At 51.2% G+C, this 19,536-nt stretch carries 18 protein-coding genes; 14 read left to right on the forward strand and 4 right to left on the reverse strand.

Annotated features, from left to right (window positions below; genetic code table 11):
- Positions 1-13 precede the first annotated feature (13 nt).
- The 13 genes from amiB (at position 14) to WBL83_RS22790 (ending at position 15,787) form a co-directional block, all read left to right on the forward strand.
- On the forward strand, positions 14-1,348 hold the full coding sequence (gene amiB, locus WBL83_RS22730) for an N-acetylmuramoyl-L-alanine amidase AmiB (RefSeq protein WP_424591233.1): 1,335 nt from the start codon (positions 14-16) through the stop codon (positions 1,346-1,348).
- 9 nt (positions 1,349-1,357) lie between these two features.
- Positions 1,358-3,253 carry a DNA mismatch repair endonuclease MutL gene (gene mutL, locus WBL83_RS22735; protein ID WP_424591234.1) on the forward strand — a complete coding sequence of 632 codons (1,896 nt, stop codon included), beginning with the start codon at positions 1,358-1,360 and terminating at the stop codon, positions 3,251-3,253.
- Positions 3,246-4,193 carry a tRNA (adenosine(37)-N6)-dimethylallyltransferase MiaA gene (gene miaA / locus WBL83_RS22740; RefSeq protein ID WP_424591235.1) on the forward strand — a complete coding sequence of 316 codons (948 nt, stop codon included), beginning with the start codon at positions 3,246-3,248 and terminating at the stop codon, positions 4,191-4,193. The genes mutL and miaA overlap by 8 nt, the downstream gene beginning before the upstream one ends.
- A gap of 102 nt (positions 4,194-4,295) precedes the next feature.
- Positions 4,296-4,604 carry an RNA chaperone Hfq gene (gene hfq, locus WBL83_RS22745; protein WP_034461169.1) on the forward strand — a complete coding sequence of 103 codons (309 nt, stop codon included), beginning with the start codon at positions 4,296-4,298 and terminating at the stop codon, positions 4,602-4,604.
- Positions 4,605-4,683: 79 nt separating this feature from the next.
- Entirely contained in the window at positions 4,684-5,964 is a 1,281-nt protein-coding gene (gene hflX, locus WBL83_RS22750) for a ribosome rescue GTPase HflX (protein ID WP_424591236.1), read from the forward strand.
- A gap of 74 nt (positions 5,965-6,038) precedes the next feature.
- Positions 6,039-7,304: an FtsH protease activity modulator HflK gene (gene hflK, locus WBL83_RS22755; RefSeq protein WP_424591237.1), complete on the forward strand. Its 1,266-nt coding sequence runs from the start codon at positions 6,039-6,041 to the stop codon at positions 7,302-7,304.
- A 2-nt stretch (positions 7,305-7,306) separates the two neighbouring features.
- Complete coding sequence (hflC, locus tag WBL83_RS22760; protein WP_424591238.1) at positions 7,307-8,311, forward strand: protease modulator HflC; 1,005 nt, start codon at positions 7,307-7,309, stop codon at positions 8,309-8,311.
- A 64-nt stretch (positions 8,312-8,375) separates the two neighbouring features.
- On the forward strand, positions 8,376-8,573 hold the full coding sequence (locus tag WBL83_RS22765; RefSeq protein WP_424591239.1) for a DUF2065 domain-containing protein: 198 nt from the start codon (positions 8,376-8,378) through the stop codon (positions 8,571-8,573).
- 102 nt (positions 8,574-8,675) lie between these two features.
- Positions 8,676-9,974 (forward strand): adenylosuccinate synthase, encoded by a 1,299-nt coding sequence (locus tag WBL83_RS22770; RefSeq protein ID WP_424591240.1) that lies wholly within the window; start codon positions 8,676-8,678, stop codon positions 9,972-9,974.
- A 287-nt stretch (positions 9,975-10,261) separates the two neighbouring features.
- Complete coding sequence (gene nsrR / locus WBL83_RS22775) at positions 10,262-10,687, forward strand: nitric oxide-sensing transcriptional repressor NsrR (RefSeq protein WP_424591241.1); 426 nt, start codon at positions 10,262-10,264, stop codon at positions 10,685-10,687.
- A 39-nt stretch (positions 10,688-10,726) separates the two neighbouring features.
- A complete protein-coding gene (rnr, locus tag WBL83_RS22780) occupies positions 10,727-13,195 on the forward strand; it encodes a ribonuclease R (protein ID WP_424591242.1) in 2,469 nt (822 codons plus the stop codon).
- Between the two features lie 122 nt (positions 13,196-13,317).
- The gene (rlmB, locus tag WBL83_RS22785) at positions 13,318-14,049 is read left to right on the forward strand and encodes a 23S rRNA (guanosine(2251)-2'-O)-methyltransferase RlmB (RefSeq protein ID WP_424591243.1); all 732 of its coding nucleotides are present in this window, start codon (positions 13,318-13,320) and stop codon (positions 14,047-14,049) included.
- A 103-nt stretch (positions 14,050-14,152) separates the two neighbouring features.
- Positions 14,153-15,787: an isovaleryl-CoA dehydrogenase gene (locus tag WBL83_RS22790; RefSeq protein WP_424591244.1), complete on the forward strand. Its 1,635-nt coding sequence runs from the start codon at positions 14,153-14,155 to the stop codon at positions 15,785-15,787.
- A gap of 50 nt (positions 15,788-15,837) precedes the next feature.
- On the opposite strand, the gene WBL83_RS22795 is transcribed toward WBL83_RS22790, so the two are convergent.
- Both WBL83_RS22795 and bsmA read right to left on the reverse strand, forming a co-directional pair.
- The gene (locus tag WBL83_RS22795) at positions 15,838-16,113 is read right to left on the reverse strand and encodes a DUF1471 domain-containing protein (protein WP_424591245.1); all 276 of its coding nucleotides are present in this window, start codon (positions 16,111-16,113) and stop codon (positions 15,838-15,840) included.
- A gap of 154 nt (positions 16,114-16,267) precedes the next feature.
- A complete protein-coding gene (gene bsmA, locus WBL83_RS22800; RefSeq protein WP_424591246.1) occupies positions 16,268-16,597 on the reverse strand; it encodes a biofilm peroxide resistance protein BsmA in 330 nt (109 codons plus the stop codon).
- Between the two features lie 194 nt (positions 16,598-16,791).
- On the opposite strand from bsmA, the gene yjfP reads away from it, so the two are divergent.
- A complete protein-coding gene (gene yjfP, locus WBL83_RS22805; RefSeq protein WP_424591247.1) occupies positions 16,792-17,517 on the forward strand; it encodes an esterase in 726 nt (241 codons plus the stop codon).
- Here the strand turns inward: yjfP and ulaR are convergent, their stop codons facing one another.
- On the reverse strand, positions 17,518-18,273 hold the full coding sequence (ulaR, locus tag WBL83_RS22810; RefSeq protein WP_183272549.1) for an HTH-type transcriptional regulator UlaR: 756 nt from the start codon (positions 18,271-18,273) through the stop codon (positions 17,518-17,520).
- Positions 18,274-18,372: 99 nt separating this feature from the next.
- Positions 18,373-19,437 carry an L-ascorbate 6-phosphate lactonase gene (ulaG, locus tag WBL83_RS22815; protein ID WP_424591248.1) on the reverse strand — a complete coding sequence of 355 codons (1,065 nt, stop codon included), beginning with the start codon at positions 19,435-19,437 and terminating at the stop codon, positions 18,373-18,375.
- Positions 19,438-19,536 lie beyond the last annotated feature (99 nt).

Raw genomic sequence — 19,536 nt, forward strand, 5'->3', positions numbered from 1 at the left:
CAAGGATGACGGGATGATCTATCGCGTAAAAAGTTGGTTGATGGCTGTATGTTTACTGGTGTTGACCTCACAGGTCAGCGCCGCAAATTTGGCAGATATTCAGGTATCAAACGGTGATTCTCAGGCCAGAATCACGTTTAGTTTTGTTGGCGATCCTGAATATGCTTTTTCTCAGGATGATAAGAAAAGCGTTGCACTGGACATCAAACAAACCGGCGTGATTAGAGGTCTGCCGCTGCTTTTCAGTGGCAATAACCTGGTGAAAAGCATCCGTTCGGGCCAACCGAAGGACAGTGATTCTTTACGGCTGGTCGTAGATCTCACGCAGGCGGGTAAAACACGTGCCGTGAAGCAGCAAAATGGTGCCAATTACACGGTGGTGTTTACCATCAATGCCGATGCACCGCCGCCACCGCCACCTCCGCCACCTGTCGTGGCTAAACGCGTAGAAGCGCCTGTGATTACCCGCTCATCGGAACCGGCTAAAAATCCGTTTAATTCGCAAACTGTTACTGGCGTAGTCGGCTCGAATACGGTTATCCATCCGGCACGTACTAAGCGTGCCAGTACTCCACAATCTGATGCGGTGGTCGTGGCTATTGATGCCGGACACGGCGGACAGGATCCTGGTGCGATTGGGCCTGGCGGCACCAAAGAGAAAAACGTCACCATTTCTATCGCGCGTAAACTTCGCTCGCTACTGAATGACGACCCGATGTTTAAAGGCGTCCTAACCCGCGATGGAGACTATTTCATTTCGGTGATGGGGCGATCGGACGTTGCTCGTAAGCAGAACGCCAATATTCTGGTGTCGATTCATGCGGATGCTGCGCCAAACCGTGATGCTACCGGAGCTTCTGTCTGGGTGTTGTCAAATCGCCGTGCAAACAGCGAAATGGCAGGCTGGCTTGAGCAACACGAAAAGCAATCCGAGCTGCTCGGCGGTGCTGGTGACGTGCTGGCTAATAGCCAGGCAGACCCGTATCTCAGCCAGGCGGTACTGGATTTGCAATTCGGCCATTCCCAGCGTGTCGGGTATGATGTGGCGACCAAAGTTCTGGCGCAGATGCAGCGCGTAGGCTCGTTGCATAAACGTCGTCCGGAACATGCGAGCCTTGGGGTGTTACGTTCTCCAGACATTCCTTCTGTATTGGTGGAAACTGGGTTTATCAGTAACAACTCGGAAGAACGTCTGTTGGATAGCGATGATTACCAACAAAAAATCGCCCAGGCTATTTATCAAGGGTTAAGGGATTATTTCCAGACGCATCCATTACAATCTGCTCCTGATTCCTCTCAGACCGCACGCTCAGGCGTAGGTCTTGATCAGGTCGCGATTACTCAATAAGGATTTTGCATGCCGATTCAGGTTTTGCCGCCGCAACTTGCCAACCAGATTGCTGCTGGCGAAGTGGTAGAGCGCCCCGCATCGGTGGTGAAAGAACTGGTTGAGAACAGTCTTGATGCAGGCGCCACGCGTATTGATATTGATATTGAACGTGGTGGTGCCAAGCTGATTCGCATCCGGGATAATGGCTGCGGGATTAAAAAAGACGAGCTGGCTCTGGCGCTAGCTCGCCATGCCACCAGTAAAATCGCCACGCTTGATGACCTTGAGGCCATTATTAGCCTCGGTTTTCGTGGTGAGGCGCTTGCGAGTATTAGCTCTGTTGCACGGCTGACGTTAACCTCGCGCACCGCTGAACAAAGCGAGGCGTGGCAAGCCTATGCCGAAGGGCGTGAACAGGATGTGACGGTGAAACCCGCCGCGCATCCTGTCGGAACCACGCTTGAGGTGTTGGACTTGTTCTACAACACGCCTGCGCGTCGCAAGTTCATGCGTACCGAAAAAACCGAATTCAATCACATAGATGAGATCGTCAGACGTATTGCGCTGGCGCGCTTTGATGTGTCGATAAATCTCACCCATAACGGCAAAGTGATTCGTCAGTACCGTGCAGTTACACAAGGCGCACCGCGTGAGCGACGCCTTGGGTCGATTTGCGGCACTGCATTCCTCGAACAAGCGCTGGCCATCGAATGGCAACATGGTGATTTGGCTTTGCGTGGCTGGGTGGCTGAGCCGTCAGCGACCACCTCTGCACTGGCAGAAATTCAATATTGTTATGTAAATGGACGCATGATGCGCGATCGCTTGATCAATCATGCGATTCGCCAGGCCTGTGAAGATAAGCTTGGAGCCGATCAACAACCGGCGTTCGTGCTATATCTTGAAATTGACCCGCATCAGGTGGATGTGAACGTGCATCCCGCTAAACATGAAGTTCGTTTCCATCAGTCGCGTCTGGTGCATGATTTTATCTACCAGGGTGTGTTGAGTGTCTTGCAGCAGCAGAGCGAAAATCGTCTGCCGCTGGAAGAGACCGCGGAAGATCCGCAACCACGCTGGCAGCCTGAAAATCGCGTGGCATCAGGGCGTAATCAGTTTGCGACGCCTGGTCCTGCCACAGCACATCGTGAAACGTCTTATCGTGAAACCGCGCCTCGTAGTTCTGGCCCAAATACCAGTGGGGATAGCCGCGCGAGTACGCATAAAAGTGCCCCGTTGTGGCCTCATGCGGCGCCTGGTTTTCAGAAGAAAGAAGGCGCGTTGTACCGCGAGTTACTGAATACGCCTTCACCAGTGACGGAAAACCGCATCACTGAGCCAGAAGTTGTCGAAGCACTAGACGCCCATGCGCAAAGTTTTGGCCGTGTGCTGACGGTTCTGGCACCCGATGTCGCATTGTTGGAACGCGAAGGCAAATTGATGCTGCTTTCCCTGAGCGTCGCTGAACGTTGGCTGCGAATGGCACAACTTGTCCCTGGTTGTGAAGGTGCCCGAGCTCAACCCTTGCTGATCCCCGTTCGTTTGAAAGTCACCAAAGAAGAGCAGGACATTTTGGTGAAAAATCAGCCGCTTTTACTGGAAATGGGCATCGATTTTGCTGTTGAGTCGCGTCAGATAACAATTCGCACGGTACCTTTACCTTTGCGTAAACAAAATTTACAAATCTTGATTCACGAACTGCCAGGATACCTGGCGCAACAGACAGAGGTTAACTCAACACAGATTGCTCAATGGTTTGCTCGTCAAATGGACGGCTTTCATGAACAATGGAACCAGGCGCAAGCTATTGCCCTGCTCGCTGATGTAGAACGCCTTTGTCCGCAGCTGGTGAAATCACCACCTGGCGGTTTGATACAACCTGTTGATTTACAATTGGCGATGAACGCCCTGAAACATGACTGAAGTTAAGCAAAACCTGCCACAGGCAATTTTTCTGATGGGGCCGACGGCCTCTGGTAAGACAGCGTTAGCCATTAATTTGCGTAAAACGTTGCCAGTAGAGTTGATAAGCGTCGATTCGGCCCTTATCTATCAAGGGATGGACATCGGTACAGCGAAGCCCACGGCGCAAGAACTAGCCCAGGCTCCGCATCGGTTACTTGATATTCTCGACCCGGCACAGGCTTATTCTGCCGCAGATTTTCGGCGTGACGCGCTGGCTGAAATGGCGGAAATTACCGCGAGCGGACGTATCCCCTTGTTAGTAGGGGGAACGATGCTCTACTTCAAGGCATTGTTAGAAGGTTTATCGCCGTTGCCATCCGCCGATCCACTTGTTCGGGAACGGATAGAAAAACAGGCAGCAGAGCAAGGATGGGAGGCGTTGCATCGTGAGTTAGCACTGGTTGACCCAGTGGCCGCTGCGCGTATTCATCCAAATGATCCACAAAGGCTTTCCCGGGCACTGGAAGTTTTTTTCATTTCGGGTAAAACTTTAACGGAACTGACACAAACGTCAGGAGAAGCTCTGCCTTACCAGGTGCATCAGTTCGCCATCGCCCCGGCGAGCCGTGAACTGCTCCATCAAAGAATTGAGCAGCGTTTTCATCAGATGTTAGCTTCTGGATTTGAAGCTGAAGTACGGGCTCTTTTTGCCCGTGGTGATTTGCATACGGACATGCCTTCCATTCGTTGTGTGGGTTACCGGCAGATGTGGTCTTATCTGGCGGGTGAAATTCCTCATGATGAAATGGTTTATCGTGGTATTTGCGCGACGAGACAATTGGCTAAGCGTCAAATGACCTGGTTGAGAGGTTGGGAAGGTGTTCACTGGTTAGACAGTGATAATCCGTCTCAGTCTTACAACGATGTACTACAGGTAGTTAGTGCGAAGCATCAATGAATGTGTACAATTGAATCGTTATGGTGCGCAGTATCTTACGCAGTTTTTCAGAGCCTCAGGGTTCTTGAGTTACAAACAACAAGCATATAAGGAAAAGATAGAATGGCTAAGGGGCAATCATTACAAGATCCGTTCTTGAACGCACTGCGTCGCGAACGTGTTCCAGTTTCTATTTATTTGGTGAATGGTATTAAGCTGCAAGGTCAGATTGAGTCTTTTGATCAGTTTGTGATCCTGTTGAAAAACACGGTTAGCCAGATGGTCTATAAGCACGCGATTTCAACTGTTGTTCCGTCTCGTCCGGTATCTCATCACAGCAATAACACCGGTACAAGCGGTTCTGGCAGCTACCACCATGGTGGAAGTGCGCAAGGTTCTGCGCCACAACAAGACAACGAAGACGCTGAATAAGGCGTAAACACGTTGTTTTTCCAAGCCGGGGAACCAGGGATGCTGGGTTCCCCGCTGGTCTTTTTGAGAGGTTATACGCTTGTTTGACCGTTATGATGCCGGTGAGCAGGCGGTGCTGGTACACATCTATTTTTCGCAAGACAAAGACATGGAAGATCTAGAGGAGTTTGAATCTCTGGTCTCTTCAGCCGGTGTCGAAGCATTGCAGGTGGTTACTGGTAGCCGTAAAGCTCCTCACCCGAAGTATTTTGTTGGTGAAGGTAAGGCAATTGAGATTGCCGATGCAGTGAAAGCCACTGGGGCATCGGTCATTTTATTTGATCATGCGTTGTCTCCAGCTCAGGAGCGTAACCTCGAAGCGCTGTGTGAATGTCGCGTCGTCGACAGAACCGGCCTGATTTTAGATATTTTTGCTCAACGTGCGCGTACCCATGAAGGTAAGTTGCAGGTTGAGCTTGCTCAGTTACGTCACATGGCCACTCGCCTGGTGCGTGGCTGGACTCACCTTGAGCGTCAGGGAGGGGGGATAGGTTCACGAGGCCCTGGGGAAACTCAGCTTGAAACCGACCGCCGTTTGTTACGCAATCGGATTATGCAGATCCTTGGTCGCTTAGAACGAGTTGAAAAACAACGTGAGCAAGGTCGAAGATCGCGTGCCAAGGCTGACATCCCAACCGTTTCTCTGGTGGGCTACACCAACGCCGGTAAATCCACCCTGTTTAACCAAATAACAGCGGCAGACGTCTATGCCGCAGATCAGTTGTTTGCCACACTGGATCCTACATTGCGTCGTATTGACGTGACCGATGTTGGCGAAACCATTCTGGCAGATACAGTAGGTTTTATTCGTCACTTGCCACACGATTTGGTGGCAGCGTTTAAAGCGACCTTGCAGGAAACACGTCAGGCCACATTGTTATTACATGTGATTGACGCAAGTGACCTCAGGATCCAGGAAAACATTGCCGCGGTTGATACCGTTCTCGAAGAGATTGAGGCGAATGAAATTCCGACGCTGTTGGTAATGAATAAAGTCGATATGTTGGATGACTTTGTTCCGCGAATCGACAGAGATGATGAAAATATGCCGATACGGGTCTGGCTTTCTGCCCAGACTGGTGACGGCGTTCCACTGCTTTTCCAGGCTTTGACTGAGCGTTTATCTGGTGAAATTGCACAGCATACGTTGTGCTTGCCCCCCCAGGCTGGGCGTCTGCGAAGCCGTTTTTATCAGCTTCAGGCAATAGAAAAAGAGTGGATGGAGGAGGACGGCAGTGTTGGCTTACAAATTCGTATGCCTATTGTTGACTGGCGTCGCCTCTGTAAACAAGAACCGGCACTCGCTGACTACATCGTTTAGCAAGTCAAGGGACTGTCCTGAAGACTTTTTCCCCTTAGGGGGATATCACCGCACAACAAATATGGAGCATAAACATGGCGTGGAATCAGCCCGGTAATAACGGACAGGACCGCGACCCGTGGGGAAGCAGCAAACCTGGCGGCGACTCTGGGGGTAACAAAGGAGGGCGGGATCAGGGGCCTCCTGATCTGGATGATATCTTCCGGAAATTAAGCAAAAAACTCGGCGGCCTGGGCGGCGGTAAAAGCGGTGGTGGTGGCGGTACCGGTGGCGGTTCTTCACAACTTCCTCGCCCTCACATCGGTGGCCGTATGGTCGGCATCGTTGCTGCTGTAGCCGTAGTTATTTGGGCTGCAACTGGGTTCTATACCATCAAAGAAGCAGAACGTGGTGTTGTGACGCGTTTTGGCCAATTCAGCCATCTGGTTGAGCCGGGCCTGAACTGGAAACCAACATTCATTGATAGCGTCCGAGCGGTTAACGTTGAAGCAGTACGCGAATTAGCGGCTTCCGGTGTGATGCTGACATCTGACGAGAACGTGGTTCGCGTCGAAATGAACGTTCAGTATCGTGTTACCGATCCGCGTCGTTACCTGTTTAGCGTAACCAGCGCAGACGATAGCTTGCGTCAGGCAACCGACAGCGCATTGCGTGGTGTTATTGGTAAATACACCATGGATAAGATCCTCACCGAGGGTCGTACCATCATTCGAAATGATACTCAGCGCGAACTGGAAGAAACCATTCGTCCATACAACATGGGTATCACCTTGCTGGACGTCAACTTCCAGGCTGCTCGTCCGCCGGAAGAGGTGAAAGCAGCGTTTGATGACGCGATTTCCGCGCGTGAAAACGAACAGCAATACATCCGTGAAGCAGAAGCCTATACCAACGAAGTTCAGCCACGTGCTAACGGTCAGGCGCAGCGTATTCTTGAAGAAGCTCGTGCTTATAAAACACAGACCGTGTTAGAAGCGCAGGGTGAAGTTGCCCGCTTCGCGAAGATGTTGCCGGAATACAAAGCTGCACCGGAAATTACCCGTGAGCGTCTGTATATCGAGACCATGGAAAAAGTGCTTAGCCATACCCGTAAAGTTCTGGTTAACGACAAAGGGGGCAACCTGATGGTTCTGCCTTTGGATCAGATGCTTAAAGGCGGCTCACAACCTGCAGCAAAGAGTGATACCAGTGGGGCGAATAACTTGTTACGTCTGCCACCGGCAAACAGCTCTAGCAGCGGTAGCGCCAGCACACAGTCCTCATCAAGTCGGGGCGATATCATGGATCAGCGTCGTGCCGATGCACAGCGCACTGATAACCAGCGCGTAGGGAGTGAATAACGATGCGTAAGTCAGTCATTGCTTTAATTATCATCGTGCTGGTAGTGCTGTTTACCTCGGTGTTCGTGGTGCAGGAAGGCGAGCGCGGGATTACGTTACGCTTCGGTAAAGTGTTGCGTGATGACGAAAACAAACCAGTGGTCTATGAACCAGGTCTGCATTTCAAAGTACCGTTTATCGAGTCGGTGAAAACCCTTGATGCGCGTATTCAGACCATGGACAACCAGGCCGATCGCTTTGTAACCAAAGAGAAGAAAGACCTGATCGTTGATTCTTATATCAAATGGCGTATCAGCGATTTCAGTCGTTACTACCTGGCAACCGGTGGTGGTGATGTTTCTCAGGCAGAAGTGCTGCTAAAACGTAAATTCAGTGACCGTCTGCGTTCTGAAATCGGTCGTCTTGATGTGAAAGACATCGTGACTGATTCTCGTGGCCGTCTGACGCTGGATGTCCGTGATGCGCTGAACTCTGGTACTGCAGGTACTGACGATGAAGTCGCAACACCGGCTGCGGATGATGCAATCGCATCGGCTGCTGCGCGTGTAACGGCGGAAACCAAAGGTAAAGTGCCAGTGGTGAATCCGAACAGTATGGCGGCGCTGGGTATTGAAGTGGTCGATGTGCGTATCAAGCAGATCAACCTGCCAGCAGAGGTTTCTGAAGCCATCTACAACCGTATGCGTGCAGAGCGTGAAGCCGTTGCTCGTCGTCACCGTTCACAAGGTCAGGAAGAAGCTGAGAAGCTGCGTGCGACCGCCGACTACGAAGTAACTCGTACTCTGGCAGAAGCTGAGCGTCAGGGCCGTATTAGCCGTGGTGAAGGTGATGCTGAAGCTGCCAAACTGTTTGCTGATGCATTCAGCCAGGATCCAGACTTCTATGCCTTCATTCGTAGCCTGCGTGCTTACGAGGCAAGCTTCAATTCTGGTCAGGACGTGATGGTGTTAAGCCCGGAGAATGATTTCTTCCGCTATATGAAAACACCCGCGAACAGTTCACGTTAATCTTCGCAAGTGATACAAGAGCCGGTTAAAACCGGCTCTTTTTTTATTGGTGTTTGAGGGAAATATGAATTCGACTATCTGGATGGCATTAGCGTTAGTTTTAGTGCTCGAAGGACTCGGGCCGATGCTTTATCCGAGAATGTGGCGCCGAATGATTGCCGCTTTAACTCAGCTTCCCGACAACACCCTGCGCCGTTTTGGTGGCGGTCTAGTGGTTGCGGGTATCGTTATCTACTACATGTTGAGTCGAACCGGCGGTTGATGGACATTGAGGGCGGTGATTACCATTTTGTATACTAAAAGGGCTGATCATCGTTGAAACCGATGGTAGAATCCTTTTTTAAGCAAACGGTGATTTTGAAAAATGGGTAACAACGTCGTCGTACTGGGCACCCAATGGGGTGACGAAGGTAAAGGAAAGATCGTAGATCTTCTGACTGAACGGGCTAAATATGTTGTGCGCTACCAGGGCGGTCACAACGCAGGCCATACTCTCGTAATCAACGGTGAAAAAACCGTTCTTCATCTTATTCCATCAGGTATTCTGCGTGATAACGTTACCAGCATCATCGGTAATGGCGTTGTGCTGTCTCCTGCTGCACTGATGAAAGAGATGAAAGAGCTGGAAGACCGTGGGATTCCGGTACGTGAGCGCCTGCTGTTATCTGAAGCATGTCCACTGATCCTTGATTATCACGTTGCGCTGGATGTAGCTCGTGAGAAAGCTCGTGGTGCGAAAGCTATCGGTACTACCGGTCGTGGTATCGGTCCTGCATATGAAGACAAAGTGGCCCGTCGTGGCCTGCGCGTTGGCGACTTATTCGACAAAGCCACCTTTGCAGACAAACTGAAAGAAGTTCTGGAATACCATAACTTCCAACTGGTTAACTTCTATAAAGTTGAAGCGGTTGATTACCAGAAAGTTCTGGACGATGTCATGGCAGTGGCTGACATTCTGACCAGCATGGTAGTTGATGTGTCCGATCTGCTGGATCAGGCACGTAAGCGCGGCGACTTCATCATGTTCGAAGGTGCTCAAGGCACGTTGCTGGACATCGATCACGGTACCTATCCGTACGTGACCTCTTCCAACACCACCGCGGGTGGCGTGGCAACAGGTTCCGGCATTGGTCCACGTTATGTTGATTACGTTCTGGGTATTATCAAAGCGTACTCTACTCGCGTTGGTGCAGGTCCGTTCCCAACTGAACTGTTTGATGACGTCGGCGAGTTCCTGTGCAAACAAGGTAACGAGTTCGGTGCAACAACCGGTCGTCGTCGTCGTACTGGCTGGCTGGACATCGTTGCTGTACGTCGCGCAGTGCAGATCAACTCCCTGTCAGGTTTCTGCCTGACCAAGCTGGACGTACTGGACGGCTTGAAAGAAGTTAAACTCTGCATCGGTTACCGTCTGCCAGATGGTCGCGAAGTGACCACCACCCCAATGGCTGCGGATGACTGGGAAGGCATCGAGCCAATCTACGAAACCATGCCAGGTTGGTCCGAAACCACCTTTGGTGTGAAAGAGCGTAGTGGTTTGCCTCAGGCAGCGCTGGACTACATCAAACGTATTGAAGAACTGACTGAAGTACCTGTAGATATTATTTCTACTGGTCCAGACCGTTCTGAAACCATGATTCTGCGCGATCCGTTCGACGCATAATGATGATACGGGGTGTGGCCATCACACCCCGTTTTGCTTCGCTTCTCGCCGTTTTTTTGCCTTCCCCAGTCAAATAAATTAGCCGCCAAACATATGGCTGGTTTATCATCAATCTATACCCGTCATACTTCACGTTGCAGCGGCGTTGGCTGCACTCACTCACCCCAGTCACTTACTTAAGTAAGCTCCCGGGGATTCTTGAGCTGGCCGCCTGGCTGCAACCCGAATTATTTAGGGTATAGTATTTACAGCTATTAAGCGTTTCCCCTCCCACCCAAGAGGTTGATGTGCAGTTAACGAGTTTTACTGATTACGGTTTACGTGCTTTGATTTACATGGCGTCTTTGCCAGCAGGAAAGATGACTAGCATTTCTGAGGTGACAGAGGTGTACGGCGTGTCACGTAATCATATGGTGAAAATCATCAATCAACTGAGTCGTGCAGGCTATGTGACGGCTGTGCGCGGCAAAAACGGTGGCATTCGCCTCGGCAAACCGGCGGAATCAATCCGTGTCGGTGATGTGGTGCGCGAGCTGGAACCGCTTTCTTTGGTGAACTGTAGCAGTGAGTTTTGTCATATTACCCCCGCATGTCGCCTGAAACAGGCACTGGCCCAGGCGGTGCAAAGCTTTCTAACAGAGCTGGATAAGCACACGCTGGCCGATTTGGTGGACCAAAACCAACCGCTCTACAAATTATTGCTGGTGGAATAAATCACGATTTCCTCAGCAAATGACAACGGAGGAACCGCAATGTCAAAAGATCCTTTTCAGGAACGAGAAGCCGAAAAATACGAAAACCCGATCCCAAGCCGGGAGTTTATTCTCGCTCATCTCTCCAAACGTGAAAAACCAGCCAATCGTGACGAACTGGCTGAAGAACTGAATATTACCGGTGAAGAACAACTTGAAGCGCTGCGTCGCCGTCTTCGAGCCATGGAACGCGATGGACAGCTGGTCTTTACCCGCCGCCAGTGTTACGCCCTGCCAGAACGTCTCGATTTGCTAAAAGGCAAAGTCATTGGCCACCGCGATGGCTTTGGCTTCCTGCGCGTAGAAGGCCGTAAAGACGATCTCTACCTTTCATCTGAGCAGATGAAAATGTGCATGCATGGCGATATTGTGCTGGCGCAGCCGTTAGGTGCCGACCGCAAAGGCCGTCGCGAAGCGCGTATTGTGCGCGTGCTGGAGCCAAGAACCGCCCAAATCGTTGGCCGCTATTTTACCGATGCGGGTATCAGTTTTGTGGTGCCTGACGACAGCCGTCTGAGCTTCGATATCCTTATCCCACCTGAAGGGGTAATGGGCGCACGTATGGGCTTTGTGGTGGTGGTTGAACTCACCCAACGTCCAACTCGCCGTACCAAAGCCGTGGGTAAAATCGTTGAAGTGCTGGGCGACAACATGGGCACTGGCATGGCCGTCGATATGGCGCTGCGCACCCATGAAATCCCTTATGTCTGGCCACCAGAAGTGGAAGCACAGGTTGCTTCGCTGAAAGAGCAAGTGCCGGAAGAAGCCAAAATTGGCCGCGTGGATTTGCGTGACCTGCCGCTTGTCACCATTGATGGTGAAGACGCGCGTGACTTCGACGATGCCGTGTTCTGTGAGAAGAAACGTGGCGGCGGCTGGCGTTTGTATGTCGCTATCGCCGACGTAAGTTATTACGTTCGCCCGCCAACCGCGCTGGATAAAGAAGCTCGCAATCGTGGCACGTCAGTTTACTTCCCTTCGCAGGTTATCCCGATGCTGCCGGAAGTGCTGTCCAACGGTTTGTGCTCGCTGAACCCGCAGGTTGACCGTCTGTGTATGGTCTGCGAAATGACCATCTCTTCGACTGGCCGCCTGACCGGCTCTAAATTCTACGAAGCGGTAATGAGTTCTCATGCGCGTCTGACCTACACCAAAGTGTGGCACATGTTGCAGGGCGATCAGGAGCTGCGCGAGCAGTACGCCCCGCTGGTGGGTCACATCGAAGAACTGCATAACCTGTATAAAGTGCTGGATGTGTCCCGTGCTCAACGTGGTGGCATCTCTTTTGAAAGCGAAGAAGCGAAGTTTATCTTCAACGCCGAGCGTCGCATTGAGCGCGTCGAACAAACCGTTCGTAACGATGCGCACAAACTTATCGAAGAGTGCATGATCCTCGCGAATATCGCGGCGGCACGCTTTGTTGAGAAGAACAATGAGCCATCTTTGTTCCGCGACCACGATCGTCCCACTAATGAGGCGATCACTTCATTCCGCTCGGTGCTGGCTGAACTGGGTCTGGAACTGCCTGGTGGGCAGAAACCAGAACCGCGGGATTACGCAGAATTACTGAATTCGATTGCCGATCGTCCTGATCATGAAATGCTGCAAACCATGCTGCTGCGCTCCATGAAACAGGCGGTGTACGATCCAGAGAACCGTGGCCACTTTGGTCTGGCGCTGCAATCCTATGCGCACTTTACCTCGCCGATTCGTCGTTACCCGGATTTGCTGTTACACCGTGCAATTAAATATTTGCTGGCAAAAGAGCAGGGTCATAAAGGCAACAGCACCGAATCGGGTGGCTGGCACTATGACATGGAAGAGATGCTGCAACTGGGTCAGCATTGTTCTATGGCTGAACGCCGTGCTGATGAAGCGACACGCGATGTTGCCGACTGGCTGAAATGCGACTTTATGCAGGATCAGGTCGGTCAGACCTTTAGCGGGATCATCGCAAGCGTTACCGGCTTCGGCTTCTTTGTACGCCTGACAGATCTGTTTATCGACGGCCTGGTACACGTTTCCACTCTCGATAACGACTACTACCGTTTCGACCAAATCGGGCAGCGTCTGATTGGTGAGTCCGGTGGCCAAACTTATCGTTTGGGTGACCGTGTCGAAGTGCGCGTTGAAGCCGTCCACATGGACGAGCGTAAAATTGATTTTGCTCTGATTTCCAGCACTCGTGTTCCTCGTGGTGCGGGTAAAACTGAGAAAGACCGAGCGAAAAAAGGCGCAAACGGCAATGGGCCAAAACGTCGCCAGGGCGGCAAACGCACGAACTTCGAGCCGGACAGCGCTTTCCGTAAAGAGAAAGGGCCAGGCACGCCGAAGAAAGCGAAAGCCGAGAAAAGCGTCGACCAAAAAGCCGAGCCGAAGGCGAAGAAACCAAAAACGCAGTCGGATAAAACTCGTAAAATAGCCGCCGCTACTAAAGCCAAGCGTGCTGCGAAAAAGCAGCCGAGCTAACGAATAATACCTCTCACCCTAACCCGCTCGGTTTTCTCCCTCTCCCAGGGGAGAGGGCCGGGGTGAGGGTGACCATATCAGCATTAACACTGGTGCATCAGCACCTGAAATGAGTAACAGTAATGAGTGAAATGATTTACGGCATTCACGCCGTCCAGGCACTGCTTGATAACGCCCCTCAGCGTTTTCGGGAAGTTTTTATTCTTAAAGGTCGTGAAGACAAACGTCTGCTGCCTTTGATTCATGCACTGGAAGCCCAGGGCGTGCCTGTTCAAGTGGCAAACCGGCAATGGTTGGATGAAAAATCTGAAGGCGCGGTGCATCAGGGCATTATCGCTCGTGTGAAACCGGGCCGTCAGTATCAGGAAAATGATCTTCCAGACCTGCTTGCCAGTATCGACCAGCCGTTCCTGCTGATTCTGGATGGCGTTACCGATCCCCACAACCTCGGTGCCTGCCTGCGTAGCGCAGATGCCGCTGGCGTGCATGCGGTTATCGTACCTAAAGACCGCTCTGCGCAATTGAACGCGACTGCCAAGAAAGTGGCTTGTGGTGCCGCTGAGCACGTTCCGCTTATCAGTGTGACCAACCTGGCTCGAACCATGCGTTTATTGCAGGAATCGAACGTATGGATCGTTGGTACCGCGGGCGAAGCAGACCACACCTTGTTCCAGAGCAAAATGACTGGCCCAATGGCGCTGGTGATGGGCGCGGAAGGTGAAGGAATGCGTCGTCTGACACGTGAACATTGTGATGAGCTGATTAGCATCCCAATGGCAGGGACGGTTTCATCACTGAACGTTTCTGTTGCTACCGGTATTTGTTTGTTCGAAGCAGTGCGTCAACGCAGTTAATCTCTCGTGGGGTGCTTTCGCACCCCGCTTTGTGATCCCCCTCCATGCATAAGTGCTGTCACCGTCCATACTAATGGCTATGCCATTAATGGGAGGGAACACGATGCGCTGGCAAACTCATACCGTTTTTAACCAACCGATACCCCTCAACAACAGTAACCTTTTTCTTTCTGATATTTCGTTAACCGAAGCTGTTGCCCGTGAAGGTGCTGGCTGGGATGCTGAGCTTCTGGCGAGTATTGGCCAGCAACTTGGCTCGGCTGAATCCCTGGAACTCGGGCGGCTGGCAAACACCCATCCACCAGAATTACTGCGTTACGACTCCAGTGGTGAACGACTCGACGATGTGCGTTGTTATCCGGCCTGGCATCTGCTGATGCAAGGGCTATGTGCCAATCGAGTACATAATTTGCCGTGGCAGGAAGATGCTCGTCAGGGTTCATTTGTTGCCCGTGCCGCGCGCTTTGTTCAACACGCGCAGGTGGAAGCCGGCACGTTATGCCCGATAACCATGACCTTTGGCGCGATCCCGTTATTACAAAAACATCTACCTAAGGAGTTTCAGCCGTGGCTGAAACCATTACTCAGCGATCGTTATGACGCGCATCTCTCACCTGGTGCGCAAAAACGTGGCCTGTTGATTGGTATGGGCATGACCGAAAAACAGGGTGGCTCGGATGTCCTGAGCAACACCACACGAGCTGAAGCCATCGATAAAAGCGGTGCAGGTGAAATGTATCGCCTTGTCGGCCATAAATGGTTTTTCTCCGTTCCGCAAAGTGACGCGCATTTGGTTCTGGCTCAGGCGAAAGGCGGATTGTCCTGCTTCTTCTTACCGAGATTTCTCCCGGACGGACAACGCAACCAGGTTCGCTTTGAGCGGCTGAAAGATAAACTCGGCAATCGCTCAAATGCCAGCAGTGAAGCGGAGTTTTTCGATGCGACGGCATGGCTGATTGGTGAAGAAGGCGAAGGGGTTCGCTCCATTCTGCAAATGGGGGGCTATACCCGTTTTGATTGCGCATTAGGCAGCCATGGCCTGATGCGCCGCGCGCTCTCAGTTGCGTTGTATCACGCACATCAACGCCAGGCATTCGGCAAAACGTTAATCGACTTGCCCCTTATGCGCCAGGTTTTGGGGCGTATGGCTTTGCAACTTGAAGGCCAGACCGCATTTCTGTTCCGCCTGGCTCGCGCCTGGGAATCCCCAGGTAGTCCGCATGAACTGGCATACAGCCGCCTCTTTACCCCAGTTGCCAAGTTTAGCGTCTGTAAATCGGGTATCCCGTTTGTTGCGGAGGCGATGGAAGTGCTCGGCGGAATCGGTTATTGCGAGGATAGTGAACTGCCGCGTATCTATCGCGAAATGCCGGTAAACAGCATCTGGGAAGGCTCCGGCAATATCATGAGTCTCGATGTATTGCGGGTGCTGACCAAACAGCCTGGCGCCATGGAAATGTTGCATGCTGAATTTGATGAGGTGAAGGGGCAAAACCGGCATTTCGATCGTAGCTGGCGTCAATTGCAACAGCGTTTGCACAAACCCCAGGAGGAGTGGGGCAGGGAACTCACCCGGCAGTTGGCCTTACTGGCAACAGGCGCACAAGTATTACAGCATCTCTCTCCACCATTGGGCGAGGCGTGGTGCCGTATGATGCTGGATTCACGAGGGGAAAGTGTTTTACCGAATCAAGTACTGACTGATGTGCTGCTGCGGGCGACGGGACGTACAGGATAGAAATATAAAAGCCAGCGCCATAGAATTCAATTAAATGGCTGCTGGCTTATTTATGCATAAATAATGGCTTGTACACGCCAGCCTTCTGGAAGCTGGTTTTCCTGCATTTTAACGATGCGATAGTACGATGCACCGTGTTCATCAGCCTTCAAGGCAATGACTTTTTCCACATCTTGCACGGTGCCGGCGATACCATTGACTGAAATCATGCCGATTTCATTCAAACCTGTCACACAATCTGCGGCAACATCCTCTGCCGATTGTGCCGACGTTGTGATTAGCCCCACTGACAGCAGTAATGAGGTTAAGGCAAGTGATCGTTTCATAGTGAGTTCCTTTAATACTTACCCTAAATCAGCAGGGCATTCCTTCGCGTGAGGTGAACTACGAACCTGTCCGTTGGCTGAGGTTCATTGTGCATAAGAAACGATCAGTTGGCGCAAAGCTATGTAAATCTTAATAAAGTAAACACAGCGCTACTTACTTGCGGAACAAAATTGCCTGGGCATACCATTGACCCGGAATCACCGTCTCATCGTTTAACAAGATTTGGTAGTAATCCGCTTTCGCAGCAATTGCTTTCTCTTTTATCACCCGCTCTGAGTCCATTGGAGAGCCGCGCTCGAGTGCTGTCACTGTCCCTATTTTGGTTAATCCCTGCGTTTGCGAACGCTGTATTTCCTGAGGACTTCCGGTTACCGGCGGTGCGGGTTGCGGCGTACCCTGTAACACGCTACAGGCACTGAGTGCTGTCGCAAGTAGCAAAGCTGATAGCAGTCGCATGATCGTTTCTCGTCTCTTAATAGCCATAGTGTAGCCCCGGTTTTTTTCTGGGAAGAGGGAATGTTCCCATTCTGTTAGCTTCCCCGCGCTTTTTAATCACTTTCGAATGAAAACCGCTAAGCAGATCTCATAGTGAATAATAATCTCTGTAAGCCTTTGGCTTGCCATACCGTCAATGCTGGCTTACAAAGGTATGCGCACAATGATACGGGGCGATTCCAATGATAGAAATGTACACTGAACAGTTAGGTGGTATCGAAGTTCTGCACGCTGTACCTGCTGGCCAAAAAGAGAGCTCGCTGCCGGTGGTCGTCTTCTATCATGGTTTTACTTCATCCAAACTGGTGTACAGCTACTTTGCTGTCGCACTCGCTCAGGCTGGAATGCGCGTCATTATGCCCGATGCGGAACAACATGGTTCCCGCTTCGATGGTGATGACACGGCACGCCTTTATCAATTCTGGTCGATTCTCAAACAAAACATTGATGAGTTTTCTCAACTACATCAGGCTCTCTGCGAGCGTTATCTCATCGATGAAAATCGTGTAGCCGTAGGCGGCGCTTCGATGGGAGGAATGACCGCTCTTGGTATTATGGCGCGTTACCCGCAAGTACGCTGTGTGGCCTGCCTGATGGGCTCCGGATATTTTATGTCGCTTGGGAAAACACTCTTCCCGCCTCGGGTAGAAGAGCGCGAATCCCTTCACGCACTCGCAGGTTACGACATTAGCTACCAACTGGAAAATATCGGAAACCGGCCACTTATGTTGTGGCACGGCGAAGAAGATGATGTGGTTCCGGCAGCCGAGACATGGCGCTTAGAACAGTCGCTGGTTGAGAAGGGGCTGGATAAACAAATGATCTGTTTACGTGAGCCGGGCGTAAAGCACCGTATTACACCCACTGCGCTCGAGGCAACCAGCCGCTTCTTTAGCGAATATCTTTGATTAAACCAGAATGACTTGCACACCCTGTTCTTCAAGCTTTTTGATGACTTCAGGGTTTGCTTGCTTACCTGTAATCACCAGGTCAATTTGTTCCGCACGGCTAAAGAGCATTCCGGCTCGCTGACCAATTTTTGTGCTGTCGACCAGCACCGCCAGTTTACCCACCACCCCCAACATTTTCTGTTCAGCCATAGCAGTCAGCATATCTGTTTTATACAGGCCTTCTGCTGTCAGCCCTTTGCCGCTGGTAAACATCCAGTGTCCGGCGTAGAGCGAGGTTTCGTTATCTTGCGGGCCAAGCGTAATGGAGTGGCTTTTATTGTACTGGCCACCCATGATGACCACACTTTCATGCTCTTGATCGATAAGATAATTTGCCAGTGGTAAGTAGTTAGTAATGATCTGTACCGGCTTGCCACAAATTTGCTGACCAAGCAGAAAAGCGGTGGAACCACAGTTAATGACCACGCTTTCACCCGGTTTTACCAGCGCCGAGGCGGCACTGGCAATGCGGCTTTTCTCATCATGATTTTGCGCCAGATGAATGTTCATCGGCGTCCAGCGTGGGCGCTGCTGACTGATAGCCTCGGCACCGTTACGGACTTTCTTTAGCCTGCCACTTTCATCCAATTTATTAATGTCGCGCCGCGCAGTTGCTGGCGAAATGGCGAGACGTTCCATCACTTGCTCGACAGTCACAAATCCGGTTTGCTGTAACAGTTCGAGCAGTATCTGGTGGCGTTGTGCTTCAGTCATGCGTGTTTCCGATGGATGATGATTTTTAAAGATGATATTTGAAATGCGTTGAAATACCTATGAGTAAACTGAAAAAGCCGGGCATCACCCGGCTTAATTTTAGAGGAAAGATTTAAACGGTAAATCCGGTTCGAGTGTAAAGCAGTCCTCAAACCCGCGTGGATAATGGTACTCGAACTGATCTTTATCCAAAGGCCAGGTAAATTTGCCGCCAACTTGCCAGATAAAAGGCTTAAAGCCATATTTCAGACGATCTTTTTTCATCTCCCATAGCACACGGATCTCGTGTGGATCAGCCTGGAAATTCGACCAAATATCATGATGGAACGGGATCACCACTTTGGTGTTCAGGGATTCCGCCATGCGCAGGATATCTGAACTGGTCATTTTGTCGGTGATGCCACGTGGATTTTCACCGTAGGAGCCCAGTGCGACGTCAATCTGATGGTCATTACCATGTTTGGCGTAGTAATTGGAATAATGGGAGTCCCCGCTGTGATACAGCGAACCGCCCGGCGTTTTAAACAGATAGTTCACTGCGCGTTCGTCCATCCCATCGGGTAATACGCCCGCCGCTTTTTCTTCCGCAGGCAGGGTGATCAAAGCAGTACGGTCAAATGCATCAAGTGCATGAATTTCAATATCTTTTACTTTCACGATGTCGCCTGGCCTCACCACAATGCAACGCTCACGCGGCACACCCCAGCCAGTCCAGATATCCACACACGTTTGCGGCCCGATAAATGGCACATCAGAAGCACAGTTCTGCATTACTGCCGCTGCAACATTCACATCGATATGATCGTTGTGATCATGAGTGGCCAATACCGCATCAATACTGCGAATGGCAAAAGGATCGAGTACAAATGGCGTGGTGCGCAGGTTCGGTTGTAATTTCTTCACACCAGCCATGCGCTGCATCTGGTGGCCCGTTTTCATCAGCGGGTTGCCGTGGCTTTGCTTGCCCGTGCCACACCAAAAATCGACACAGATATTTGCCTCTCCCTGAGACTTCAGCCAAATACCGGTACAGCCCAACCACCACATAGCAAAGGTACCTGGTGCGACCACTTCCTGCTCAATCTCTTCATTTAGCCAGCTACCCCATTCCGGGAAGGTGTTCAGTATCCAGGATTCACGAGTAATGGATGCCACTTTGCTCATTCAGTCTCTCCTCATTAAATGCATTTTAAAATCATAAATAATCATAAATTGATTTTCTGTGATTGATATTGGCACTAAAAATCATTATTGAGAAGTGCT

Origin of the sequence: Buttiauxella sp. (genome assembly GCF_049686335.1) — a bacterium.
Lineage (GTDB): Bacteria > Pseudomonadota > Gammaproteobacteria > Enterobacterales > Enterobacteriaceae > Buttiauxella.

Excerpts from the sequence above, each read along its gene's own strand:
- hfq (WP_034461169.1), top strand. The coding sequence starts at position 4,296 with ATGGCTAAGGGGCAATCATTACAAGATCCGTTCTTGAACGCACTGCGT.
- rnr (WP_424591242.1), top strand. The coding sequence starts at position 10,727 with ATGTCAAAAGATCCTTTTCAGGAACGAGAAGCCGAAAAATACGAAAAC.
- rlmB (WP_424591243.1), top strand. The coding sequence starts at position 13,318 with ATGAGTGAAATGATTTACGGCATTCACGCCGTCCAGGCACTGCTTGAT.
- WBL83_RS22770 (WP_424591240.1), top strand. The coding sequence starts at position 8,676 with ATGGGTAACAACGTCGTCGTACTGGGCACCCAATGGGGTGACGAAGGT.
- hflC (WP_424591238.1), top strand. The coding sequence starts at position 7,307 with ATGCGTAAGTCAGTCATTGCTTTAATTATCATCGTGCTGGTAGTGCTG.
- mutL (WP_424591234.1), top strand. The coding sequence starts at position 1,358 with ATGCCGATTCAGGTTTTGCCGCCGCAACTTGCCAACCAGATTGCTGCT.
- yjfP (WP_424591247.1), top strand. The coding sequence starts at position 16,792 with ATGATAGAAATGTACACTGAACAGTTAGGTGGTATCGAAGTTCTGCAC.
- miaA (WP_424591235.1), top strand. The coding sequence starts at position 3,246 with ATGACTGAAGTTAAGCAAAACCTGCCACAGGCAATTTTTCTGATGGGG.
- hflK (WP_424591237.1), top strand. The coding sequence starts at position 6,039 with ATGGCGTGGAATCAGCCCGGTAATAACGGACAGGACCGCGACCCGTGG.
- ulaG (WP_424591248.1), bottom strand. The coding sequence starts at position 19,437 with ATGAGCAAAGTGGCATCCATTACTCGTGAATCCTGGATACTGAACACC.
- ulaR (WP_183272549.1), bottom strand. The coding sequence starts at position 18,273 with ATGACTGAAGCACAACGCCACCAGATACTGCTCGAACTGTTACAGCAA.
- amiB (WP_424591233.1), top strand. The coding sequence starts at position 14 with ATGATCTATCGCGTAAAAAGTTGGTTGATGGCTGTATGTTTACTGGTG.
- bsmA (WP_424591246.1), bottom strand. The coding sequence starts at position 16,597 with ATGGCTATTAAGAGACGAGAAACGATCATGCGACTGCTATCAGCTTTG.
- WBL83_RS22795 (WP_424591245.1), bottom strand. The coding sequence starts at position 16,113 with ATGAAACGATCACTTGCCTTAACCTCATTACTGCTGTCAGTGGGGCTA.
- WBL83_RS22765 (WP_424591239.1), top strand. The coding sequence starts at position 8,376 with ATGAATTCGACTATCTGGATGGCATTAGCGTTAGTTTTAGTGCTCGAA.
- WBL83_RS22790 (WP_424591244.1), top strand. The coding sequence starts at position 14,153 with ATGCGCTGGCAAACTCATACCGTTTTTAACCAACCGATACCCCTCAAC.